This window comes from Salinimicrobium xinjiangense DSM 19287 (assembly GCF_000423585.1).
In the GTDB taxonomy this organism is placed as follows: Bacteria; Bacteroidota; Bacteroidia; order Flavobacteriales; family Flavobacteriaceae; genus Salinimicrobium; species Salinimicrobium xinjiangense.
Genome location: NZ_KE384057.1, coordinates 107,881 through 128,302 on the forward strand (window position 1 = coordinate 107,881; position 20,422 = coordinate 128,302).

At 39.3% G+C, this 20,422-nt stretch carries 25 protein-coding genes; 10 read left to right on the forward strand and 15 right to left on the reverse strand.

The annotated features are described in order from the left end of the window. The first annotated feature begins 67 nt into the window (after positions 1-67). The 5 genes from G564_RS0116965 to G564_RS0116985 all read left to right on the forward strand — a co-directional run bounded on the left by G564_RS0116965 (position 68) and on the right by G564_RS0116985 (position 4,483). Positions 68-1,108, forward strand: a complete 1,041-nt coding sequence (locus G564_RS0116965) for a PLP-dependent cysteine synthase family protein (RefSeq protein WP_029038712.1) — start codon at positions 68-70, stop codon at positions 1,106-1,108. A 180-nt stretch (positions 1,109-1,288) separates the two neighbouring features. Further along, positions 1,289-2,548, forward strand: a complete 1,260-nt coding sequence (locus G564_RS0116970; RefSeq protein ID WP_029038713.1) for an aminotransferase class I/II-fold pyridoxal phosphate-dependent enzyme — start codon at positions 1,289-1,291, stop codon at positions 2,546-2,548. Between the two features lie 158 nt (positions 2,549-2,706). After that, positions 2,707-3,315: an NAD(P)H:quinone oxidoreductase gene (gene wrbA, locus G564_RS0116975; RefSeq protein ID WP_029038714.1), complete on the forward strand. Its 609-nt coding sequence runs from the start codon at positions 2,707-2,709 to the stop codon at positions 3,313-3,315. A 75-nt stretch (positions 3,316-3,390) separates the two neighbouring features. Beyond that, a complete protein-coding gene (locus G564_RS0116980) occupies positions 3,391-3,834 on the forward strand; it encodes a MarR family winged helix-turn-helix transcriptional regulator (RefSeq protein ID WP_245583706.1) in 444 nt (147 codons plus the stop codon). A 73-nt stretch (positions 3,835-3,907) separates the two neighbouring features. Next, positions 3,908-4,483, forward strand: coding sequence for a YceI family protein (locus tag G564_RS0116985; protein ID WP_029038716.1), 576 nt, complete (start codon positions 3,908-3,910; stop codon positions 4,481-4,483). 44 nt (positions 4,484-4,527) lie between these two features. Here the strand turns inward: G564_RS0116985 and G564_RS0116990 are convergent, their stop codons facing one another. The 5 genes from G564_RS0116990 to G564_RS0117010 form a co-directional block, all read right to left on the reverse strand. After that, complete coding sequence (locus G564_RS0116990; protein ID WP_029038717.1) at positions 4,528-4,911, reverse strand: DUF3037 domain-containing protein; 384 nt, start codon at positions 4,909-4,911, stop codon at positions 4,528-4,530. Beyond that, on the reverse strand, positions 4,889-5,683 hold the full coding sequence (locus G564_RS0116995; protein WP_029038718.1) for a HipA family kinase: 795 nt from the start codon (positions 5,681-5,683) through the stop codon (positions 4,889-4,891). Before G564_RS0116995 ends, G564_RS0116990 begins: the two co-directional genes overlap by 23 nt. A gap of 79 nt (positions 5,684-5,762) precedes the next feature. Continuing rightward, a complete protein-coding gene (locus G564_RS0117000) occupies positions 5,763-6,380 on the reverse strand; it encodes an SOS response-associated peptidase (protein WP_029038719.1) in 618 nt (205 codons plus the stop codon). Positions 6,381-6,724: 344 nt separating this feature from the next. After that, positions 6,725-7,177, reverse strand: coding sequence for a hypothetical protein (locus tag G564_RS0117005; RefSeq protein WP_029038720.1), 453 nt, complete (start codon positions 7,175-7,177; stop codon positions 6,725-6,727). Positions 7,178-7,199: 22 nt separating this feature from the next. After that, positions 7,200-7,631 (reverse strand): hypothetical protein, encoded by a 432-nt coding sequence (locus G564_RS0117010; protein ID WP_029038721.1) that lies wholly within the window; start codon positions 7,629-7,631, stop codon positions 7,200-7,202. Between the two features lie 227 nt (positions 7,632-7,858). Here G564_RS0117010 and G564_RS0117015 point away from each other — a divergent pair, with 227 nt between their 5' ends. After that, positions 7,859-8,068 (forward strand): hypothetical protein, encoded by a 210-nt coding sequence (locus G564_RS0117015; protein WP_245583707.1) that lies wholly within the window; start codon positions 7,859-7,861, stop codon positions 8,066-8,068. 69 nt (positions 8,069-8,137) lie between these two features. On the opposite strand, the gene G564_RS0117020 is transcribed toward G564_RS0117015, so the two are convergent. The 7 genes from G564_RS0117020 to G564_RS0117050 all read right to left on the reverse strand — a co-directional run bounded on the left by G564_RS0117020 (position 8,138) and on the right by G564_RS0117050 (position 14,653). Beyond that, positions 8,138-9,511 carry an MBL fold metallo-hydrolase RNA specificity domain-containing protein gene (locus tag G564_RS0117020; RefSeq protein ID WP_029038723.1) on the reverse strand — a complete coding sequence of 458 codons (1,374 nt, stop codon included), beginning with the start codon at positions 9,509-9,511 and terminating at the stop codon, positions 8,138-8,140. Next, positions 9,504-10,349 carry a restriction endonuclease gene (locus G564_RS0117025; RefSeq protein ID WP_029038724.1) on the reverse strand — a complete coding sequence of 282 codons (846 nt, stop codon included), beginning with the start codon at positions 10,347-10,349 and terminating at the stop codon, positions 9,504-9,506. The genes G564_RS0117020 and G564_RS0117025 overlap by 8 nt, the downstream gene beginning before the upstream one ends. 10 nt (positions 10,350-10,359) lie before the next feature. Beyond that, positions 10,360-11,214, reverse strand: a complete 855-nt coding sequence (locus G564_RS0117030; protein ID WP_029038725.1) for a universal stress protein — start codon at positions 11,212-11,214, stop codon at positions 10,360-10,362. A gap of 1 nt (position 11,215) precedes the next feature. Further along, entirely contained in the window at positions 11,216-12,061 is an 846-nt protein-coding gene (locus G564_RS0117035) for a universal stress protein (protein WP_029038726.1), read from the reverse strand. An 11-nt stretch (positions 12,062-12,072) separates the two neighbouring features. Beyond that, positions 12,073-12,921, reverse strand: coding sequence for a universal stress protein (locus tag G564_RS0117040; RefSeq protein ID WP_029038727.1), 849 nt, complete (start codon positions 12,919-12,921; stop codon positions 12,073-12,075). Positions 12,922-13,035: 114 nt separating this feature from the next. Continuing rightward, positions 13,036-13,503, reverse strand: coding sequence for an Hsp20/alpha crystallin family protein (locus G564_RS0117045; RefSeq protein WP_029038728.1), 468 nt, complete (start codon positions 13,501-13,503; stop codon positions 13,036-13,038). A 109-nt stretch (positions 13,504-13,612) separates the two neighbouring features. Beyond that, positions 13,613-14,653 carry a response regulator gene (locus G564_RS0117050; RefSeq protein ID WP_029038729.1) on the reverse strand — a complete coding sequence of 347 codons (1,041 nt, stop codon included), beginning with the start codon at positions 14,651-14,653 and terminating at the stop codon, positions 13,613-13,615. A 190-nt stretch (positions 14,654-14,843) separates the two neighbouring features. On the opposite strand from G564_RS0117050, the gene G564_RS0117055 reads away from it, so the two are divergent. Then, positions 14,844-15,110 (forward strand): zinc ribbon domain-containing protein, encoded by a 267-nt coding sequence (locus tag G564_RS0117055; protein ID WP_029038730.1) that lies wholly within the window; start codon positions 14,844-14,846, stop codon positions 15,108-15,110. Between the two features lie 115 nt (positions 15,111-15,225). Then, positions 15,226-15,792, forward strand: coding sequence for an azurin (azu, locus tag G564_RS0117060; protein ID WP_029038731.1), 567 nt, complete (start codon positions 15,226-15,228; stop codon positions 15,790-15,792). 50 nt (positions 15,793-15,842) lie between these two features. Here the strand turns inward: azu and G564_RS0117065 are convergent, their stop codons facing one another. The 3 genes from G564_RS0117065 to G564_RS0117075 are packed head-to-tail and all read right to left on the reverse strand — an operon-like array spanning position 15,843 to position 18,390. Continuing rightward, entirely contained in the window at positions 15,843-16,838 is a 996-nt protein-coding gene (locus G564_RS0117065; RefSeq protein WP_029038732.1) for an MlaD family protein, read from the reverse strand. A gap of 6 nt (positions 16,839-16,844) precedes the next feature. Then, positions 16,845-17,609, reverse strand: coding sequence for an ABC transporter ATP-binding protein (locus G564_RS0117070; protein ID WP_051205579.1), 765 nt, complete (start codon positions 17,607-17,609; stop codon positions 16,845-16,847). Position 17,610: 1 nt separating this feature from the next. Beyond that, positions 17,611-18,390 (reverse strand): MlaE family ABC transporter permease, encoded by a 780-nt coding sequence (locus tag G564_RS0117075; RefSeq protein WP_029038734.1) that lies wholly within the window; start codon positions 18,388-18,390, stop codon positions 17,611-17,613. Between the two features lie 246 nt (positions 18,391-18,636). Between G564_RS0117075 and G564_RS0117080 the strand changes: the two genes are divergently transcribed. Both G564_RS0117080 and G564_RS0117085 read left to right on the forward strand, forming a co-directional pair. Next, a complete protein-coding gene (locus G564_RS0117080) occupies positions 18,637-19,248 on the forward strand; it encodes a flavin reductase (RefSeq protein ID WP_029038735.1) in 612 nt (203 codons plus the stop codon). Further along, the gene (locus G564_RS0117085; protein WP_029038736.1) at positions 19,245-20,414 is read left to right on the forward strand and encodes a M20 family metallopeptidase; all 1,170 of its coding nucleotides are present in this window, start codon (positions 19,245-19,247) and stop codon (positions 20,412-20,414) included. Before G564_RS0117080 ends, G564_RS0117085 begins: the two co-directional genes overlap by 4 nt. Positions 20,415-20,422 lie beyond the last annotated feature (8 nt).

Sequence of the window (20,422 nt, forward strand, 5' to 3'; positions counted from 1 at the left end):
AATTTGCTTGGTTTGTGATCGTGTTTCAGATCTTAAGAAATGCGGTTGCTGTAAATAACTTCAATTTATGAGAGAAGATTTACAGGTTTTTGATAACGTATTACAACTGATAGGTAATACGCCCCTTATCCACTTAAACCGTATCACCCAGGAATTAAAAGGAGATTTTTTTGCTAAGGTAGAAGCTTTTAATCCGGGACATTCAACAAAGGATAGAATAGCCTTATACATTATAGAAGAAGCCGAGAGAAAGGGTATTCTTAAACCCGGCGATACTATTATTGAAACCACTTCGGGGAATACAGGGTTTAGTATTGCCATGGTGAGTGTAATAAAAGGTTATGAATGTATCCTTGCCGTTAGTTCCAAGTCTTCAAAAGATAAGATCGACATGTTGCGTTCTATGGGTGCAAAGGTTTACGTATGTCCTGCTAATGTTACAGCAGATGATCCCCGATCATATTATCAGGTTGCTAAAAGGATGCATGACGAGATCAAAGGTTCGGTTTATATCAATCAGTATTTCAATGAACTCAATATCGAGGCTCATTACCGTACAACCGGTCCCGAAATATGGAAACAGACAGAAGGGAAGATCACACACCTGGTAGCCTGCAGCGGAACAGGAGGGACTATTTCGGGTACGGCCAGATTTTTAAAAGAACAAAATCCTGCTATTCGTATCCTTGGAGTTGACGCTTATGGGTCTGTACTTAAAAAATACCATGAGACAAAAGAATTCGACTCTTCAGAAATTTATCCTTATCGAATAGAAGGCTTAGGAAAGAACCTGATCCCTACTGCAACCGATTTCGACAGCATTGACAAATTTGTTAAAGTGAGTGATGAGGATAGTGCCCATGCCGCGCGGCAGCTTGCAGTTACCGAAGGACTCTTCGTAGGGTACACCAGTGGAGCCGCCTTGCAGGGAGTAAGGCAACTGGCCGAAGAGGGAGAGTTCGATAAAAACAGTAAGGTAATTATCATTTTCCCCGATCATGGATCCCGTTACATGAGTAAAGTCTTTAGTGATGAATGGATGAACGAGCAGGGCTTCTTTGATATAAAAAACGAAAAAACACCGAAACAAATAGAGTTCATCAAATAAACCGGGACTTTTCTCAGTTCTTCTTATAAAATTATTTAATCATTTCAGCGTTAAAATACAAGGTTTTATTTAACCGCTACTGATTAACGCGATCAAGTGAAGAGTTTAGAGTGCAGGCTGTTAAGAGTTCAGCAGTTACTATTTATTTACTACTTTTGCGGAAGTTAAAAAACATATAAAATGGCAGATTTATTTGATAAAATATACAGGGATAAAGGACCATTGGGAAAATGGTCTGAAGTGGCAGAGGGATATTTTGTTTTTCCAAAGCTGGAAGGCCCTATTTCTAATCGTATGAAATTCCGGGGACAGGATGTGATCACCTGGAGCATCAATGATTATCTGGGTCTTGCCAATCATCCTGAGGTGAGAAAAGTCGATGCCGAAGCTGCAGCACAGTGGGGATCTGCATATCCCATGGGAGCAAGAATGATGAGTGGACATACAGATCTTCATGAAAAATTACAGGAGGAACTGGCGTCTTTTGTTTCAAAAGAAGCTGCTTATCTTCTCAATTTTGGGTATCAGGGGATGGTTTCCACTATTGATGCTCTGGTATCGAAGAAAGATGTTATAGTATATGATGTAGATGCTCACGCCTGTATTATTGACGGGGTTCGCCTGCACCTTGGGCAGCGTTTTACCTATAAGCACAATGATTTGGAGAGCCTCGAAAAAAATCTCCAACGTGCCGAGAAGATCGCAGAACAAACAGGAGGGGGAATTCTTGTTATTTCTGAAGGAGTTTTTGGTATGAGAGGAGAGCAGGGAAAACTGAAAGAAATAGTTGACCTTAAGGAAAAATATAATTTCAGGTTTCTTGTAGATGACGCTCATGGCTTTGGTACACTTGGAGCTACAGGTGCCGGGGCAGGAGAGGAGCAGGGTGTACAGGATGGTATAGATGTTTATTTTGCAACTTTCGCGAAATCCCTTGCCAGTACAGGTGCTTTTATCGCTGCAGATAAAGAGATCATCGATTACCTGAAATATAACCTGCGTTCGCAGATGTTCGCCAAATCCCTTCAAATGCAACTCGTAATTGGTGCCCTTAAGCGTCTGGAAATGCTGAGAACAATGCCGGAGTTAAAAGAGAAGCTTTGGGAGAATGTGAATGCACTTCAGAATGGCCTGAAAGACAGCGGATTTGATATTGGTACTACAGAGAGTTGTGTGACCCCGGTGTACCTGCAGGGAAGCATACCTGAAGCTATGGCTTTAGTGAATGATCTTAGGGAGAATTATGGGATTTTTTGTTCCATTGTAGTTTATCCTGTGATTCCTAAGGGCTTGATCCTGTTAAGACTTATTCCAACAGCAACACATACACTTGAAGATGTGGAAGAAACCCTTTCTGCTTTCTCTGATATTAGAGAAAGGCTTGAAAATGGAACTTACCGCCGATTATCTGCCGGAGTTGCTGCAGCAATGGAGAAATGATGTTTCCAAAAATATAGAGATTCTAAAATCCCCTTTTTGAGGGGATTTTTTTGTGCTCTTACTTTCCGTAGAAAAGAACTTTACAAAATGTTTAATAGAAATTAAAATTCAGATGATTATTTTATTGGAAAAGAAGTTTAATCTAAAATTAAATAGGTATGGAAAATTTGAAAGTAGCTGTAATATATTACAGTTCAACCGGAACGAATTATCAACTTGCGAAGTGGGCCGAGGCTGCTGCGAAGGAACATGGGGCTGAAGTGCGACTGAGGAAAGTAAAAGAACTGGCACCCGATGAAGCTATTGCAGCAAATGAGGACTGGAAGAAACATATTGAAAATACAAAGGATGTTCAGGAAGCAAGTATGGATGATCTTGAATGGGCCGATTCTTTTATATTTAGTGCTCCAACCAGATATGGAAACCTGCCATCACAGTTCAAACAATTTTTAGATACCACGGGCGGACTCTGGTTTAGCGGGAAATTAGCAAACAAAGTGGTAAGTGGTATGACCAGTGCGAGTAATGTGCATGGAGGACAGGAGTCGACTTTGCTGTCTCTCTATAAAACAATGTTTCATTGGGGAGCTATAGTAGCGGCGCCGGGATATACAGATGAAGCCATCTTTAATGCAGGAGGAAATCCATATGGAGTTAGTGTTACTGCGGGAAAAGATGAGTTAGGCGAAAAAGTTCAAAAAGCAGTAGCTCACCAGGTGAAAAGAACCCTGGGACTTGCAGAATGGGTAAAAAAAGGCAGCGAATAAAATTTTAAGTCAATAACCTTTGGTAATTGAAAAATCTCTCTTATATTTGTACATACAAATGTTGTAGTGGAAAACGTGAAAGTTAAACAGGAAGATAATATCAAAGTAGTCAACAGGGCAGCAGTAATTGACCTTATTCTCACCGGGAATTGGGTACAGGATAAGTTAGCAGAAGCTCTGAAGCCTTACAGTATGTCTGTTGCACAGTTTAATGTTCTGCGGATCCTGAGAGGACAAAAAGGAAAGCCGGCTTCGCTTGCCTGTGTTAATGAAAAGATGATCCATAAAATGAGTAACACTACCAGGCTCATTGATAAACTCCTGGATAAAAAATTGGTTGAAAGGATCATCTGTCCTGAGAACAGAAGAAAGATAGAATTAACGATAACCCACCAGGGCCTGGAATTACTTAAGGATCTGGATAAAGTTATAGAGGAGGCCGAAGCCAGAGCCATGGAAAATTTGGATAAGGAGGAGATCACCCGGCTGAAAGAGCTCCTTGAGAAAATAAAAGATTGATATATTTTTTTACCTAAACACTTGTATGTACAAATAATGTGATAACAACTATGAATAATTTAAATCAAACAAAATGAAGAAAAAAGCAATTTTTACAGCAGCAGCTCCGGTATTGGTATTTACCACAGTAGCATTCACCACAATCAAGAAAAACGTTGATGTGGAGGCCAGTACCGTTGAATGGACAGGAAAAAAGATCACCGGAAGTTCTCATCATGGAACCATTGACCTAAAGCAGGCTTACCTGAATCTTACTGAAGATGGTAAACTTACCGGAGGAGAATTTGTAATAGACATGAATACCATTGAAGTTACAGATCTAACAGGTGACAATAAAGAAAAGCTTGAAGGACACCTTAATTCCGACGACTTTTTTGGAGTCAGTAATCATGATACCTCCAGGATGGTAATTACCAAAGCAGTTCCAAAAACCGGAAATACTTATACCGTAAATGGGGATCTTACCATTAAAGGTAAAACTGAGCCGGTTACTTTTGACATGGTCGTGAATGAAAACACTGCTACAGCCAAGGTCGCTATTGACAGGACAAAATTTGGAATAAGATATGGTTCCGGTAGTTTCTTTGACAATTTAGGAGATAACACCATAAACAATAACTTTACTCTTGATGTTAACTTGAAGTTCTAATGAACTTCGGAATTTTAAAAAGGCTGCCCCCGAGGCAGCCTTTTTTATAATACCAATTCTGCAAAGAGTCGGTTAAGTGTTTGATCCAAATCATCACTAAAGCCGGGATGAGGTCTGGAAGTTTGTATGACAGAACTTCTAACGGCTGTTAGCCATCTAAACCGGGAGGGGACATCCATTTGAGCAATAGGACCACCGTCTTTTGCCGCATGGCAGATCTTCTGAAAAGATTGCAGGTTCTTTTCCAGTTGTTCCAAATCAAGCCCGTTAGAAAAAATTTGTAGTTTTTGAGAATCCAGTTTGTACTTTACCTGCAGATAATTCTCTTTCTTGCAAAACACTACTACTCCCACATTGAGAAATTCTTCCCGGTCAATTCGCGGTACCACCCTTATAACCGAATATTCATATAAGTGCTTTTCTTGCATTTTGTGCTTCTTTTAAAAATATACCGGAATTTTCGAGCCGTATGTTTAAAAATTTAAAATATGCGTTTCTAATCTCCTCAGGAGTTTCTTCTGTTTCGGGCCACTGCAGCCATTCTTCGGGTAATCCATCTAGAATTTCCCTCAGCTTTTCGGGAGTGAGTAACTTCTTTAGAAATTCATCTGCTTCTCCAAGTTTATCGGCCTGTGGTAGTAATACATGATCCTTGATTAAACTAAAAGGACTTTGAGCATACTTTTCCAGATTCGTCCAGGAATGGTGAAAATAAAATGAAGCTCCGTGGTCAATAAGCCATAGTTCTTTGTGCCACATTAGCATATTGGTATTTCTAAAGCTGCGATCCACATTTGTAATATAAGCGTCGAGCCATACGACTTTTGAAGCAGTGTCGGGATCTACAACAGTGACCGCAGGATCAAAGTTTATGGCTCCCGAGAGGAAGTGAAGAGCGAGATTTAAACCCTTGCTACCCTGCAAAAGATCCTGTATTTCTTCGTCTCCTTCGGTTTTTCCAAAGGCCTCGTCCAGATAGGCAAAAACCAGTTCCGGAACCTTGAGGCCCAGAGCACGGGCAATTTCTCCACCAAGGTATTCAGCAATAAGAGCTTTCACTCCATGACCGGCACCTTTGAACTTGAGAACATATTTAAAGTCATCATCGGCCTCTGCCAAAGCAGGAAGGGAACCTCCTTCTCTCAGGGGAGCAATGTAACGACATACAGTAACAGTTCTAATGTCTTCAATATATCCCATATGTGGGTAGTGAATTTTTCAGAACAAATTTACTATTGTTTTCGAGTGTGGCTAAGAATAACTTAAATAATGCATATTCTTAGATTTTTTGTGCCCGAAGGGGAAATTCATAGGGAAATGCGAATTGATCATGAGAAGCTCCCTCTAACCAGGCCCTACGGTCTTTGGCATTTAGAATTACCGGCATTCTTTGTTTGTTGTTATGGATTTCACTCATTAATTCATTTGCCTGGGTGGTTATGATACTGTATGAATGCTTTTTTTCTCCGCTTTCAGGATGCTGCCAGTGGGAGTAAATTCCCGCAAAGGCAAAAATTTCTTCTTCTGCAGAAGTGATCAGGTATTTTTGCTTTTTTCTGCCTTTTTCATCCAGCCATTGCCATTCGTAATAGCCATTGGCAATAACGAGACACCGGTTTTCTATAGCATTTCGAAAAGCCGGTTTCTCAGCAAGACTTTCTATGCGGGCATTGAGGGTAGATTTTTTCAGGTTTTCATTTTTTGCCCAAAACGGTATAAGTCCCCAGTTAAACAAGAGAATTTCTCCCGGTGCATAATCTGTCACTACCGGATTTGAAGAAAAATCGAAGCCATTGATCTCCTCCCGGGGCTCGTATAATTCCGGTTCAGAGAATTGAGCATCAAAAACTTTTTCTATTTCCCGGATCTTAGAATTTAGTTTGGTTCTAAAACACATAATAAAACAATGATTAAAAATATGCTATTTGTCAGTAAGGATCCTGAACTGAAAAATTACGCCTTCTGAACTTGCTTCAGAATCTCCTTATAATGCAAATCAAGATCAAATGCAGACCCTGAATCATACCGGTAGCTATCGGAACAGGGTGACGAAAGGATCTTATGACAGGAAACGGAAAAAAATATTAACTTGATTCTGCAAAAAAAAAGATACACCAAAATTGTCATTTTTGAATAACAGGCGGAAATGAAAATATGAGTTGATAAAATATTGGAAGTTAGAAGCCTGCAGTTTTCAAGTGCAGGCTTCAAAGAAATCCCCATGTGTGCTATATGGAGGATTTAACTTCCTTTGGGAAGCAGTCTTTTCTGCTTTTGTTGTTTCATGGCTTTGGTTACAGCTTCAAAAATATCTTTCTTTAGTCGTTTGTACTGTCTTGAAAAATGCACTACATCGTTCAAAATATTTTTATGTTCCTGCCTGTAAACTTTTCCTTCTTTAGGTTCATCTATATCCTCTACCAGGCGCTGAAGCCTGTTAATATGATCATTTACCCGGGATATCAGTTCGCTTAGATCTTTTCGGGAGAGTTCCAGTTGTTGTATCAGTTCTTTCACTAAAGAGAACAGTTGCGACTCAATGATCGGCATGGTATATTCCTTAAGCATATCTTCAAAAAACCGGTGTTCGTCTCTTATAAAGTTAAGTTCAGATTTCCACTGCAGTGATGAGAAATGCATTTCATCTGGTGTTTTCCATTCAATATACCTGTAATGGTGGGCTTTGTTTTCCATAGCACAGTAAATTAGTAATTGATTAATTTTCTTTACTTGTTTTTCTAAGATTATTCCCTGTATAGGCCATCATCTCCAATTTAAACTTCTCAAATTTCTCATTGAACATCTTAATTCTTTGTCCGAGTTTAATATGTTCATCGTGATAAAAAACTTCGCAGCTTATATCCTCACATTCGCGTATTCCTTCAATGTCGTATCTATGATTGTGCACTTCCCTAACCAGTTCAATATTAGTTTTTTTGTACTCCTGCAGGTCATTGTAGAAAATCTGAAGTTTTTCATACAGGTTGAGCACATTCTTGCGGAAAATATCTGCTGTCAGAAATATGGTAAAGAAAAATATTTCTTCAGAAATAAAAGACAGGCTGTTTTTCCAACTGCTATTTTCCTTTAACAGCCTGTCGATATCCTTTTCATTAGCTGAAAAACTTTTGGAAGTATTTCGGTTCATAATTTCCTGTATTTAAGATATTAAGGTAAAGAATATTTCCTTTTTATTCATGACAAATGTCAGATTAAAACGTTTCTGTTCACTTAAAATCAAAAAGAATTAAGAGTTTTTAGGTTATATTAAAAATTAACTGAAAATAATTTTTTATCATGTGTTGAGAATCAAAAAATGATATACATTTGATCCCTCAAACAATTAATAATTCATTTAAAATGAAAAAATCTTTTTTGACTTTTGCTGCAATCGCATTAGTATTTAGTTTTACTTCCTGTAAAGAAACTACTACTGAAACCACTGAAGAAAGTGCAGTAGAAGTTATCGAGACTCCAGAGACTTCAATTGAAGCTGAGGAAGTTGAGGTTGAAGAAATTGCTGATACTACAAGCACCGGTGGTACTGTAGTAGAAGACATTATCGATACTACTTCTGTAGAATAATTTATTGTTCTTAAGAAACGGCATCTCCGGATGCGGAAAGAGGATCCGTGGCTTAGGCCACGGATTTTTTTATATCTCTACGTTAACCACCTGATTGAGGTGAGGGATTTCAGCTCTCCATCCATACCTGTCCCTGATCTTTACCCTTAGATAATCTGATGCTCCTTTTTCTCCATGGATGAGAAAGATTCGTTGCGGAGAGTTTTTAATTTCATCAAGCCATTCCAGCAAGCCTTCCTGATCTGCATGTGCAGAAAGACTATTAATACTTTTAACGGCAGCCTTTAACCGGTAGTACTTCCCAAATATTTTCACCTCACTTAGTCCTTCCTGGATTTGTCTGCCTCGTGTACCTTCAGCCTGATATCCCGCCAGTAAAATGGTGGTGGAGGGATTTTCAATAAAAAATCTCAAATAGGTCAGAACTCTTCCGCCGGTGACCATTCCGCTTCCGGCAATAACTACCTTTGGCTGCGGATCTTCTATTGTTTTCCAGGTGTCTCTGTAATTTGTGATAATCCTGAACCTTTTTTTCATCTCACGAAATTCTTCATGAGATAATTTATGCCAGGACATGAATCTGCTAAATGTCTTTAGGACCTCATTTCCCATAGGGCTGTCGATATAGACAGGAATGGGAGGGATCTTATTTTCTTTATGTAATTTGTAAATTTCATACATAAGGGTCTGCAGCCTCTCTACTGCGAAACTGGGAATGATGAGGATACCCTGTTGCTCCAGAGTACTTTCAATAGCCTGTTTCAGGATCTTATCTGTTTCCTCCTGGGGATGTAACCTGTCTCCATAGGTGCTTTCAAGAAATAAATAATCAGCTCGTTCTGGCTTTTGTGGTGGCTTGAGCAGGCTGTCATTCTTCTGGCCAATATCACCTGAAAAAATAAAGTTTTTTTTCCCAATTTTCAATTCAATATATGTAGAACCCAGGATATGGCCGTTGGGAATCAATCTATATTTTATCTGCTCACTGAAGGTAATCCATTCCAGGGGCTTCACGGTGCTGAAAAGCTTGAGCGTCTTGGCTACGTCATCTTCATTGTAAAGGGGAAGTGCAGGATCATGTACAGAAAAATGTTCTGAATTAGCTCTTTCAGCATCTTCCTGCTGGATCTTGGCACTATCGGTCAAAATGATCCCGGCAATGGCCAAAGTAGGGGAAGTACCTCTTATTTCTCCTTTAAAACCCTCCTTGACGAGGCGGGGCAATGCTCCTGTGTGATCGAGATGCCCGTGAGTTAGTAATACAAGATCAATCTTAGCCGGGGGAAATGGAAATTTTTGCCAGTTAAGTTCTCTTAGCTCCTTAAGACCCTGGAACATTCCGCAGTCTATTAAAATATTCTTTCCAAAAACCTCAAGCAGAAATTTTGAACCCGTAACCGTTCCTGCGGCACCTAAAAAATGAATTTTAGCTTCTTCACTCATGAGATTTTTTATGAGGATCACATAGCTCCCGCATTTCGAAAAGAATTCGTTTTTTTCGACTTGCTGAAATTTCAAGTTGGTCAAGAAGAAAATTGTCATCGATCAATTCCCTGCATAATACGATATCCCTGCTTAGCAGGAATTGCTTTTCTCTTTGAGAAAGTAAGCCAGATACTGTGATAGGGTATAGACCCAGATGATCAATTCTTTCTTTTAAGCTATTTCCTTTGGGATAATCCCAACTTAAAAGCTTTAAATTCATACAACGACTGTAGGCAAGAGCATCTTCTGTAAACCTTGTATTGGTCACTACCCATCCTTCATGAAATGTAGTATCATCTCCTCCATTTAACCGGTGATAATTCTTAACATCTTCAAATCGGGAATGAATATATAATGGAATTTTGACATTACAGTTTCTGCCCTGTTCACTATGGAATTTACATTCCATTAAATTTTTCTTTCCTTCTTTAATAGCCATTACATCTATTTCATGGGTTACACATGCTCCATGGACAATTTTGCCCACCTCTACTTCATATCCCATATGTTTCATAATAGCTCCTATAAATTTTTCAAAAGGGAACCCTGTAGGTCCCAATTCGAATATTGCCCTTTTTAATTTGTACCTCGAAGCGGTTAGCCCATCCTGTGACTTTAGGAGTTTGTAAGCCCGCTTATAAATTTCTTTAGTGGTCATGTTCTCGTGAAGTTCCTTTCCAAGAGTTTTTAAAATATCCTGGATCACTGGCTCTCCTGCTCCTGACCTTCTAAGGGAGTTTGCCACCTTTTCTTTTGAAAAGATTGACTTCTCTCCCGATGCGGTTATAATTTTCATTTTAAAGGTTTCAGTTCTTCTTTATCTGAGGATGATGTAAAACTAAAACAGGTACTTTTGAAAAATGTGCAAGATTCCGGTATAATGGATTCAGCAGCATATTTTCAATCAGTGAATGTTTCTTATTTACAAAAGCAATAATGTCGCTGCCCCGACTTTCAGAGAAAGAATAGATGCCCATGGGAACACTTAAATATTCCAGATAGTGAAATGAATGTTTTACTTCTGCCAACTTCTCCTGTAGCTGTTTGCGGTTGTAATGCTGATATTGGTTCAAACCACCTTCTTCAGAGATGTGGAGGATTCTGATTGCTGAACCAAATTTCCTTGCAAGGCCAACTAAAAATTCAAGATCTACACTTGTGAGTTCTATTTTGAAACTATTAGCCAGTACTATTTCCTTCGGAGGTTTAAAACCGGCATGTGCAGGAATGGCCAGAATAGGACATTTTTCTATTTCCTCCATTACATTTAAGGTATTACTGCCATACACTACTTCTTTCGCACCGGTACGTCCCTGGGTACCAATAGATATTAAATAAGGCTTTTGCTTTTTTAATTCTTTTTTTATGGCATCAACAAGTAATAAATTATGAGTAGTTGTTTTGAACTGATGTTCTTTTCCGGCTTCTTCCTGAAGTGATTCTTTCAATTCTTCCAGTTCATCCTCCACCTCTTTTTTTGCCTTTTCAAGACTTTGCTGGCCCGGTTGTGCTGCTAACATACTTTTTTCATAATATTCAAATACCTTATAAGCATGTAGGAGTGTAAATTTCACCTTCTCATCCCGAAACATATCGATTGTATAGGAAATCGCATTGAAAGAGTTTTGGGAAAAGTCAGTGGGTAATAGAATATTTTTCATGCTACTTCTTTTTGGGTGAAGGCATTACCAGGAATGGAACTTTCACATTAAAGCCTATTTCATTTACTACAGGCATGAATAAAAGGTTTTCAAAGAATGATCTTTTATTATTTATCATGGCCAGCATATCCACTTCGTTCTCATCCTGGAAATCGAATATTGCCCGTGTTACACTTTTTTCTGTAATACTGTAAAAGTGGTGGGCATTATTTTTAAATGCTCTGCCCAATGCTCTTTTCCTGTTAGTTTGTTCGGGAGAGAGGTCTACTCCGAAATAAACGTGCAGGATGTGAATAGTAGAGGCGTGAAGATCTGCAATTTCCCTCATAACTTTAAGTAATTTGGGAATTTCGGCCTCATAATCTGTAGGGAACAGGATTTGTTTAGGTGCTTTATACTCATATTCCGATGGAATAGCCAATAGAGGACAGCGGGTTTTTTTAATGGCATGTACAGTATGGGTTCCAAAGAGGATTTCCTGGGCTCCCGTAGCTCCTTTTGTGCCCATTACCACCAGGTCAATTTCCTTTTCTGCCACGAGGTCCTTAATTTCATCGGTCAATAAATTAAAAGATGAAATCTTTTTAAAACTATGCTTCTCATTTTTAAAGTTTCTTTTAATCCGGCGCAGGACCCTCTCAAGACCCTGCATGGATTTATTGCTGTAGATCTCAGTAAGTGTGGGTTGAGATGCACTATAAACCAGATACTCGTTATCATATAGAACCGGAGTATAGGTGTTGAGCAGGTAAAACTCACATTCCTCTTTTTCCAATAGCTGTACTGCATATTTTATTGCGTTATAGGCATTTTCTGAAAAGTCTGTTGGTAAGAGAATTTTTTTCATGGCAGAAAGTTTTATGATCTATGGAAATTTTGAAGCACGAGGAAGGGGATTGGTGGATGTAGTCCAATTTTATCAATGGTGGATTTATAAAGGAGGTTTTCAAGGTAACTATGACGGGAATTTACCAGGATGAGCAGGTCTATATCTAATTCTGATATCATTTTTTCCATGGCTTCAGTCTTTTCCAGGAGCTCTTCATGATGGAACTCCACTTTAATCTCATATAACTGATCTAAAATGGCATCCTTATTATCTTTCTGTCTAAAGGTTTCTTTTGGAGACTTGGAAACATAAAGCATATGGACTTCAGCGCAAAAGGATCGTGCAATTCCTCCAACAAGTTTGAGTTCACGTCGTTGATATGGTAATAGGTAATTGGTGGGAAATAAAATGCGGTGTGGATCAGAAAAGTCATAGTTTTCAGGTATACTCAGGACCGGACATTGTACATATTTTATGATTTGCAGCGTATTACTTCCAAAGGTGAGCTTCCTATCGTTGGTAAGTCCGCGGGTGGAGGTTACTATGAGATCTGCATTTTCTTTTTCGGCCAGATCATTTACCTCGTCAATCAGGAGACCAAATGCAGATATTGTATAGTACTTATGTTTTGGATTTGGAAAGAGATCCAGAATGCGGGATTTCAATTTTTCCAGTTCCCGGTCTGCCTTCTTTTTTACGCTTTCCTTATATTCTTCAAGGAATTCTCTGGTAATGGTTGCTTCAGTATTAAAAACCTCATCGGCATAGGCATGTAAGATATAAAGCTCACTTTTTTCATACTTAAATAATTCAGAAGCATATTTCAGAGCATTGAATGCATTCTCTGAAAAATCTGTAGGGATAATTATTTTTCTCATTACCTGGATTTTACTCTTAAATTTAGACGAAAATACCTGAGCAAACAATGATACTTGTCATTTTCTTAAGAAGGAAGAGGGATGAATTTCACCCCTCTTTTCTCACCTTTTTTCTTAGGAAACCTGTATTTGTTTAGCCTTTTTAGGTTGCATATTTTCACGCTTTTTCAGCTTTAATTTTAAAACTCCGTCCTCGTATCTTGCATTTATATCCTTGTCATCATCTACATTTTCGGGTATGCTTATCGATCTGCTAAAGGAGTTGTAGCTGAACTCTTTACTGACATAACCTTCTTTTTCTTCTTCTTTTTTATCCTCTTTTTCTGCCGATACAGTGAGGATACCTTCCTCAAGAGTGATTTTAAAGTCTTCTTTATTTAAACCGGGAGCAGCAAGTTCAACTTCAAACTCTTTATCTTTTTCCTTGATATTCATTGCCGGATTAAGATCGAAATCCCCGTTATTTTCAAATAAATTATTTAGCATTCCCCTGCGATCAAAGAAATCTCTGAAGAATGGATCATTTTGAAAGGCATTACTCAACCTGGGAGTCCTGCGCCTGTTTGCTTTAATCAATGACATAGCTGTAATTTTTTAATTAATTATTGTATTAAATTAAATATCAGCTTTTTATGCTGTCATGATAAATGTCATAAAGCATTTAAATTAAGAATAATTTAATACTCGCGCCTCAGTGAATATTATGAAGTTTCTTTGGATCAAGAATTTTTATATTCCGACCTATGATATCGATAATTCCCTGATTCTTAAGAGCGGATAAACTTCTTATAAAACTTTCTGTAGAAATCCCTGCAACACTTGCCATATCACTTCGGGATATCTTGAGTACGTGTTGGGCACCGGTGTTTGTCTTTTTTACAAACTCAAGAAGGGTACTTGCTGTTTTTTTAAGGACTGAGCCATAGGCCATTTCCAGCAGGTGAGTACGAAGAATATCGAGGTGGGTTGAAAGTAACTCTGCATATTCCAGCATGAGCTCCTGGTTTTGCTCCAGCATATGAACAAATTCTTCATGGGAAATCCTGAAAAGAATACTTCGCTCCAGGGCGGTAGCGTTCTCGGGATAGGTAGAAGAAGATTTAAAACTATAGAATCCTGAAAAATCCCCTTTTTGACCAATACCTGTTATCAATTCCTTGCCATATTCATCAAGTCTGAAGGTTTTAAGCAGTCCAAATTCAAGCAGATATATATTCGAAGCATTACGTCCTTCTAAAAAGATCTCTTCATTTTTTTCGGCTTCAAGTTGTTCCCCATAAGTACGAAAATGCTCTTTAAGGATTTCAAGTTGGATTTCGCTGTATTGCTTTTTGCGGTCCTTTTTATTCGGTAGAAGTTTATCTCTTTTCTCCAGCCGCTTTTCAATAGCAAGGATAAGATCTTCTTCATTAAACGGTTTGGTTATATAATCATCTGCTCCCAGGTTCATTCCTTTACGTACATCACCGGGATTGGATTTTGCAGAAAGAAATATGAAAGGAATGTTACAGGTTTTCCGGTTGTTTTGAAGCCCTTTATAAACATCATATCCATCCAGGTCTGGCATCATAATGTCTGAAACTATAATATCCGGGATTTCATGAAAGGCTTTTTTTAATCCACATTTTCCATCGTAAGAGGAAAGAACTCTATACCCGGAGAGTTCTAATAGCTCTTTGGTGTTCTCAGAAAGTACAAGATCATCTTCGATTAGGAGAACTGTTTTTTCCATAATACTGAGAATAAGGAGGGTACAACTTAATCAATCAGGAATTTCGTCAAGAAGTCCTGCCTCATAAAGATACGTTAGAATTTCATTTTTGGGAAATATTTAGGTCCTAAAGAAGTAGGTTTTTAGTCCTTGGTTGGTTATCTTTAAAAGAGGATTTTTCCCGGACATAAGCCTCCGGAAATATTTAATTATGAAATCACTTACATGCCAATGTTGCGGACTGCCCTTTTCTCCTAAAATGAGAGGGACCAATAGGGATAAAAGCCCAAATTCCGATTATTGTCTGGATTGTTTCAGGGATGGGGAATTTCGGGATCATCATCTTACCATTCAGGATATGGAAAAAAAATTACTCGATATGGCCCGTCACCATGATGAGATAAGCATTGAAGAAGCACACCAGACAATTAAAATCCTGCCTGATCTTAAACGATGGAAGATGACCCATATTTTATAGTATTTTTAACTGCCATCACGTATATCTGCTTTTAACTCCCTTTCCATTCGGATTATTTCTTTTTATCTTTGAAAGGCTCAAAAAAATGAGCGTTCATTAACTAAAACAATTTTATATGAAAGATCTAACAAAATTTCTTGCAGTTCTGGTGACAATCCTTTTGGTTAGCTGTGGTGACGAGAAAAAAGAACAGGAAACAATAACCATAGGGGAAGAGGGCTCCCTGGAGAGAGTCGAAACAAGTGACAATGTTGAGGCTACCGGAAGTAATAACCAAAGCGGAGAAGCAGTGCAACGTTCAGAAGAAGGTGTGGTTCAGGTGAACCTGACCGGAGACGACATGATGAAATTTAACCTTAACGAAATTCGGGTTAAAGCAGGCGAAACCGTGCGACTAACCTTGAAGCATGTAGGGCAGCTTCCTGAAAATGCAATGGGTCATAATTTTGTTCTTTTACAGCAGGGGACAGATGTTGCAAATTTTGCCCAGCAGGCAGCTACGGCCAGTGGTAATGATTATATTCCTGAGGGAACAAATGAAGTCATTGTACATACAGAGATGATTGGAGGTGGAGAGGAGACCTCTATTGAATTTACAGCTCCCGAGGCGGGAACTTATGATTTCATTTGTAGTTTTCCCGGACATTACGTTCAAATGCGTGGAAAATTCATTGTTGAATAATATAATCTGATATTTTAGAAGAAGCTGTCTTACGGGCAGCTTTTTCTTTTTTAATCCATTTGAGTTTCCTCCCTAGCTTTTATTCTTGCCTGTTTTTTAAAGTAACCTCTCAATAAAATATTGTGCTGCAGGGCTTCCATGTTTTCGTCAAATTTCCTGGTAGCTTCTTCGATGTTCTTTAAAGTCGCATCAAGTTGCTCCACTGCACCGGGATTGTTTAAAATATAATCAAGCGCTCCTTCACCCTGCCTTATGTCATAGGAAAACTGCTGCAGGTTTGTTGTAACATCACTTATTTGCAAGGCAGAAATTTCCAGATTGGATATGATCCCCTCAATTTGTCTGGCAGCAATAGTATCGCTAAGCAGTACCCCTGCAACGCTTTCTTTGTAGCTCACTTCATCTAAAATTACATTAACACGGTTTACCATTCGCGAAATTGTGGAGGTGCTCTGTCGCAGCCCCTCTATACTTTGTTTAAAATTATTGGCCATCTCCTCATCCTTTATTAAAACCCCAATGGTGCCTTTTCCCTCATTTATGCTATTGGTGATCTTAAGTAGATCGGCGGTTAAAAGCGCGGCATTTTCATTAGTCGTACTTAAAGTAGTAAGCATATCTGCAGTGGCAATTTTACTAATGGAGGCTATAGTATCTCCGGGTTGTAAAGGTTTTGAAGCAAGACTGTCATTTTCTCCGGGCAGTAGATTAACGATCATGCTGCCTACCAGCCCATCGGAACTTATGGTAGCGAGGGAATTTTTCCGGACGAGTTTCATAGTGCGGTCATCGATCCTCATACTTACTGCTATGCTCGTGTCGTTAAGGATCCTGATGTTCTGCACGGTCCCGACATTAACCCCGGCAAAGCGAACATTATTCCCGCGTTGTAAACCATTTACATCTTTAAAAACCGAGGTAATGACACTGCTGTCCCCGAATAAATTTTGACGGTTTCCTATAAAATATACCGCTGCCACAAAAATGGCTATTCCCAGGATCACAAAGATCCCTAATTTCAGGTTTTGTGGATTTGAATTTTTCATCCTATTTTATTTAAAGAAGGCCTGTATTTTTGGGTCTTCAGAAGTTGATAGTTCTTTAAAAGTTCCTTCTGCATAGTTGGTTCCTTCCAGTAGCAGGATCATCCGGTCTGAGATCACCCGCGCACAGTCTACGTCATGCGTTATGATAAGTGACGAGGTCTTGTATTTCTTCTGAATGTTCTTCATCAATTGAATGATCTCTTTTGCAGTGATGGGATCCAATCCTGTGGTAGGTTCGTCATACAAGATGATCTTTGGTTTAAGTATGAGTGCCCTCGCTAAGGCAATTCTGCGCTGCATCCCTCCCGAAAGTTCTTCGGGCATAAGATCGATTGTTTTCGTGAGCCCTACACTTTCTAATGCTTCAAGTACCAGTTCGTCTGTATTCTCTATGTTCATTCTTTTAGTATGACGGCGCAGGGGAAATTCAAGATTTTCTCTTACCGTCATGGAATCATACAATGCGCTACCCTGGAAAAGAAAACCAATCTCTGCCCGGAGTTCATCCATTTCGGTGCGTTCAAGTCTGGAAATATCCTTACCTAGTACCTCTATTCTTCCACTATCAGGTTCCATTAATCCCACAAGACATTTGATCATTACAGATTTTCCCGAACCTGATTTTCCCATTAAAACCAGGTTCTCATTTTCGAACATTTCAAGATTAAAATTGTTCAACACCACCTCATCTCCAAATTGCTTCTGCAGGTTTTCGATCTTAATTACTGGTTTTCCTTTCTCAAAGGAGGAGTATGTATTTTCATCCTTCATGTTATCCGTAAATAAGTTCGGTTAAAAAAACAGCTATAAAGTCAATAATGAAAAGTAGCATACTGGTATATACTACAGCCGAATTGGCGGCACGACCTACCCCGGCAGTTCCTTTACTGCTGTTATAACCCTTAAAGCATCCCACCAGTCCAATAGCAAAACCAAAGAAAAAGGATTTACCTGTGGCCGGCAGTAGATCCCGAAAGCCAAGGGCATCAAATACCTGATTGAAATACAGAAGGAAAGACACCTGTCCCTTAATATTTTCGACAAGGGCCGAGCCTATGAGAGCAACAAAATCCCCGAATATAATGAGAAGGGGAAGCATAAGCGTGGCGGCCAGGATACGGGTTACCACGAGGAACTTAAAAGGATTGGTGCCCGAGACTTCCATGGCATCAATTTGCTCCGTTACTTTCATGGACCCAAGTTCAGCACCTATGCTGGACCCAATACGTCCTGCACAGATAAGGGCAATGATCACCGGTCCTATTTCTCTTACGATAGAAATGCTTATCATAGAAGGTATCCACGAGGAAGCTCCAAATTCTTCTAAAGTAGGTCGGGATTGTAAGGTAAAAACGAGCCCCAGAATGAATCCTGTAATTCCTACCAGTAAGAGAGATTTATTACCCATTTGATAGCACTGTCGCAAAAACTCTCTGAACTCGAAAGGCCGGCTGAATAACTGTTTAAAAAATCTTCCGGCGAAGCGTGACAGGGAACCTATTTCCGTAAAAAAGGATTTCACATTGGTGGCCATGGGAAAATTTTCAGCCATACTTAAAATTTTCTTTTTAAAGCTACTGGAGATGAATGGAATTAACTATGATATCTCTCAGGTTTGTGCCAGAACACACACACACAATCCCGATCCCATACATTGTAGTTCAAATTTATTTTAAATAAGAGGATAATAGTTATGTAAGTTAAGGATTTTCATATTTGAAAACCACAGGAAAGTGACGTATGTCATTAATAACCAATATTTATAGCAGTAAATTGAAGGAGATTTAAAAAGTTGTTTATGGAAATTACAGATAGAAGTAATTACTCCTTCCTTGATCTCTCTACTGCTGTATGGGACAGGATATTTATGGTTGCTCCTCTTGTTGTAGTTGGTACCCGGGAAGGATTACAATACGACATGGCTCCAAAGCATATGGCTTTTCCTGTTGGGTTTGAAAATTATTTCGGTTTTGTCTGTACTCCCGAACACAGTACCTATCAGAATATCCGAAGAACAGGTGAATTCACTGTAAGTTTTCCACTTCCCGAAGATATAGTACCGGTTTCAATTAGTGCTACATCACGGGAAGAACTTATTTCCAAATACCGGGATGTGGTAAGTAGTCTTCCTGTGGCACGTGCAGAATCTCTGGATGTTCCCGTGCTTCGTGATGCCTATCTCATTTTTGAATGTTCGCTTTTTAAAATAATTGACGGGTTTGGTGAGAACAGCATCATTACCGGAGAGATCACAGCGGCGTATGTAAAAAAAGAATACCGACGGGTTTCAGATAGTGATGCCCAGGAACAGTTGAATGAATATAACCTTCTTGCCTTTATTGCTCCAGACAGGTTTGCGAGAGTAAGTAATACCCACAGGTTTCCTTTTCCTGAAGACTTTAGAAAATGACACTTTCCACACATATGGCCAAAGAGATGCGGAAACAGGTGGAGTCGCAAACAGGACAAATGAAGGAATTTCTCCGGGAGCTGGTCATGATGGAATCTCCCTCCCAAGACCTGCAGGCCCTGGATGGAATAATGAATTTCCTTGAATCAGAATTTAAAAAGCTCAACTATTACACGTTACGGGTACCGGGAAAAGAGACAGGGGGATATTTGTACGCACGGCCGCAAAACCGAAAAAAGAATATTCCCTTACAATTATTAATAGGGCATTGCGATACCGTATGGGAAATTAATAGTATTGAGAGAATGCCCCTTCATGAAGAAAAGGAAAAATTTATGGGACCGGGGATATATGACATGAAAGCCGGGCTTACTCAGATATTTTTTTCTCTGCGGTGTCTGGAAAACATGGAACTTCGCCCGGAGGTGCTGCCGGTGGTATTGATCAATACAGATGAGGAAATAGGGAGCCGGGAATCCACACCTGCTATAGCCCGGTTAGCCGCAATTGCAAATCGGGCCTTTATTCTGGAACCTCCGCTTGGACTGGAGGGGAGATTAAAAACGGCAAGAAAAGGAATTGGTAAATTTACTTTAAAGGTGCAGGGACGGGCGGCTCATGCCGGTCTTGACCCCGAAAAAGGTGTTAATGCCATAGTAGAGTTGTCAAATCAGGTTCAAAAACTTTTTGAAATGAACGATCCCGAAAAGGGAATAACAATTAACGTCGGAAAGATCTCAGGAGGAACTTCAGCCAATGTAGTAGCTTCTGAAAGCAGTGCTGTTGTTGATGTGCGGGTATACAATAAGAAAGATGCTGATTATATTTCTCAAAAAATATTTTCTCTGAAGCCTTTACATAAGGAGGTGAACATGAAAATTGAAGGAGGAATAAGCCGAATTCCCATGGAAAAAACTAAAAGAAATCAGGAACTATGGAGGCGGGCAAAAGCCGGAGGTAAACTGCTCGACCTGGACCTACAGGAGGCTACTGCCGGTGGGGGATCTGATGGTAATACCACCAGCCTCTATACAGCAACTCTTGATGGATTGGGAACAACCGGGGATGGTGCCCATGCACATCACGAATTCATATTCACAGAAAGTCTTGCTGAACGAACATCGCTGCTCACACTACTCCTGATGGAGAAGCCTTTAAATATCTAAACCTGAAG

Coding starts and splice junctions, on each gene's coding strand:
- G564_RS0117030 (WP_029038725.1), bottom strand. CDS start 11,214: ATGAAAAATATTCTATTACCCACTGACTTTTCCCAAAACTCTTTCAAT.
- G564_RS0117040 (WP_029038727.1), bottom strand. CDS start 12,921: ATGAGAAAAATAATTATCCCTACAGATTTTTCAGAGAATGCATTCAAT.
- G564_RS0117075 (WP_029038734.1), bottom strand. CDS start 18,390: ATGGCTGAAAATTTTCCCATGGCCACCAATGTGAAATCCTTTTTTACG.
- G564_RS0117085 (WP_029038736.1), top strand. CDS start 19,245: ATGACACTTTCCACACATATGGCCAAAGAGATGCGGAAACAGGTGGAG.
- G564_RS0117055 (WP_029038730.1), top strand. CDS start 14,844: ATGAAATCACTTACATGCCAATGTTGCGGACTGCCCTTTTCTCCTAAA.
- G564_RS0117065 (WP_029038732.1), bottom strand. CDS start 16,838: ATGAAAAATTCAAATCCACAAAACCTGAAATTAGGGATCTTTGTGATC.
- G564_RS0117045 (WP_029038728.1), bottom strand. CDS start 13,503: ATGTCATTGATTAAAGCAAACAGGCGCAGGACTCCCAGGTTGAGTAAT.
- G564_RS0117005 (WP_029038720.1), bottom strand. CDS start 7,177: ATGGAAAACAAAGCCCACCATTACAGGTATATTGAATGGAAAACACCA.
- G564_RS0117025 (WP_029038724.1), bottom strand. CDS start 10,349: ATGAAAATTATAACCGCATCGGGAGAGAAGTCAATCTTTTCAAAAGAA.
- G564_RS0117070 (WP_051205579.1), bottom strand. CDS start 17,609: ATGAAGGATGAAAATACATACTCCTCCTTTGAGAAAGGAAAACCAGTA.
- G564_RS0116995 (WP_029038718.1), bottom strand. CDS start 5,683: ATGGGATATATTGAAGACATTAGAACTGTTACTGTATGTCGTTACATT.
- wrbA (WP_029038714.1), top strand. CDS start 2,707: ATGGAAAATTTGAAAGTAGCTGTAATATATTACAGTTCAACCGGAACG.
- G564_RS0116985 (WP_029038716.1), top strand. CDS start 3,908: ATGAAGAAAAAAGCAATTTTTACAGCAGCAGCTCCGGTATTGGTATTT.
- azu (WP_029038731.1), top strand. CDS start 15,226: ATGAAAGATCTAACAAAATTTCTTGCAGTTCTGGTGACAATCCTTTTG.
- G564_RS0117080 (WP_029038735.1), top strand. CDS start 18,637: ATGGAAATTACAGATAGAAGTAATTACTCCTTCCTTGATCTCTCTACT.
- G564_RS0116965 (WP_029038712.1), top strand. CDS start 68: ATGAGAGAAGATTTACAGGTTTTTGATAACGTATTACAACTGATAGGT.
- G564_RS0117035 (WP_029038726.1), bottom strand. CDS start 12,061: ATGAAAAAAATTCTCTTACCAACAGACTTTTCAGAAAATGCCTATAAC.
- G564_RS0117050 (WP_029038729.1), bottom strand. CDS start 14,653: ATGGAAAAAACAGTTCTCCTAATCGAAGATGATCTTGTACTTTCTGAG.
- G564_RS0116970 (WP_029038713.1), top strand. CDS start 1,289: ATGGCAGATTTATTTGATAAAATATACAGGGATAAAGGACCATTGGGA.
- G564_RS0116990 (WP_029038717.1), bottom strand. CDS start 4,911: ATGCAAGAAAAGCACTTATATGAATATTCGGTTATAAGGGTGGTACCG.
- G564_RS0117020 (WP_029038723.1), bottom strand. CDS start 9,511: ATGAGTGAAGAAGCTAAAATTCATTTTTTAGGTGCCGCAGGAACGGTT.
- G564_RS0117010 (WP_029038721.1), bottom strand. CDS start 7,631: ATGAACCGAAATACTTCCAAAAGTTTTTCAGCTAATGAAAAGGATATC.
- G564_RS0117000 (WP_029038719.1), bottom strand. CDS start 6,380: ATGTGTTTTAGAACCAAACTAAATTCTAAGATCCGGGAAATAGAAAAA.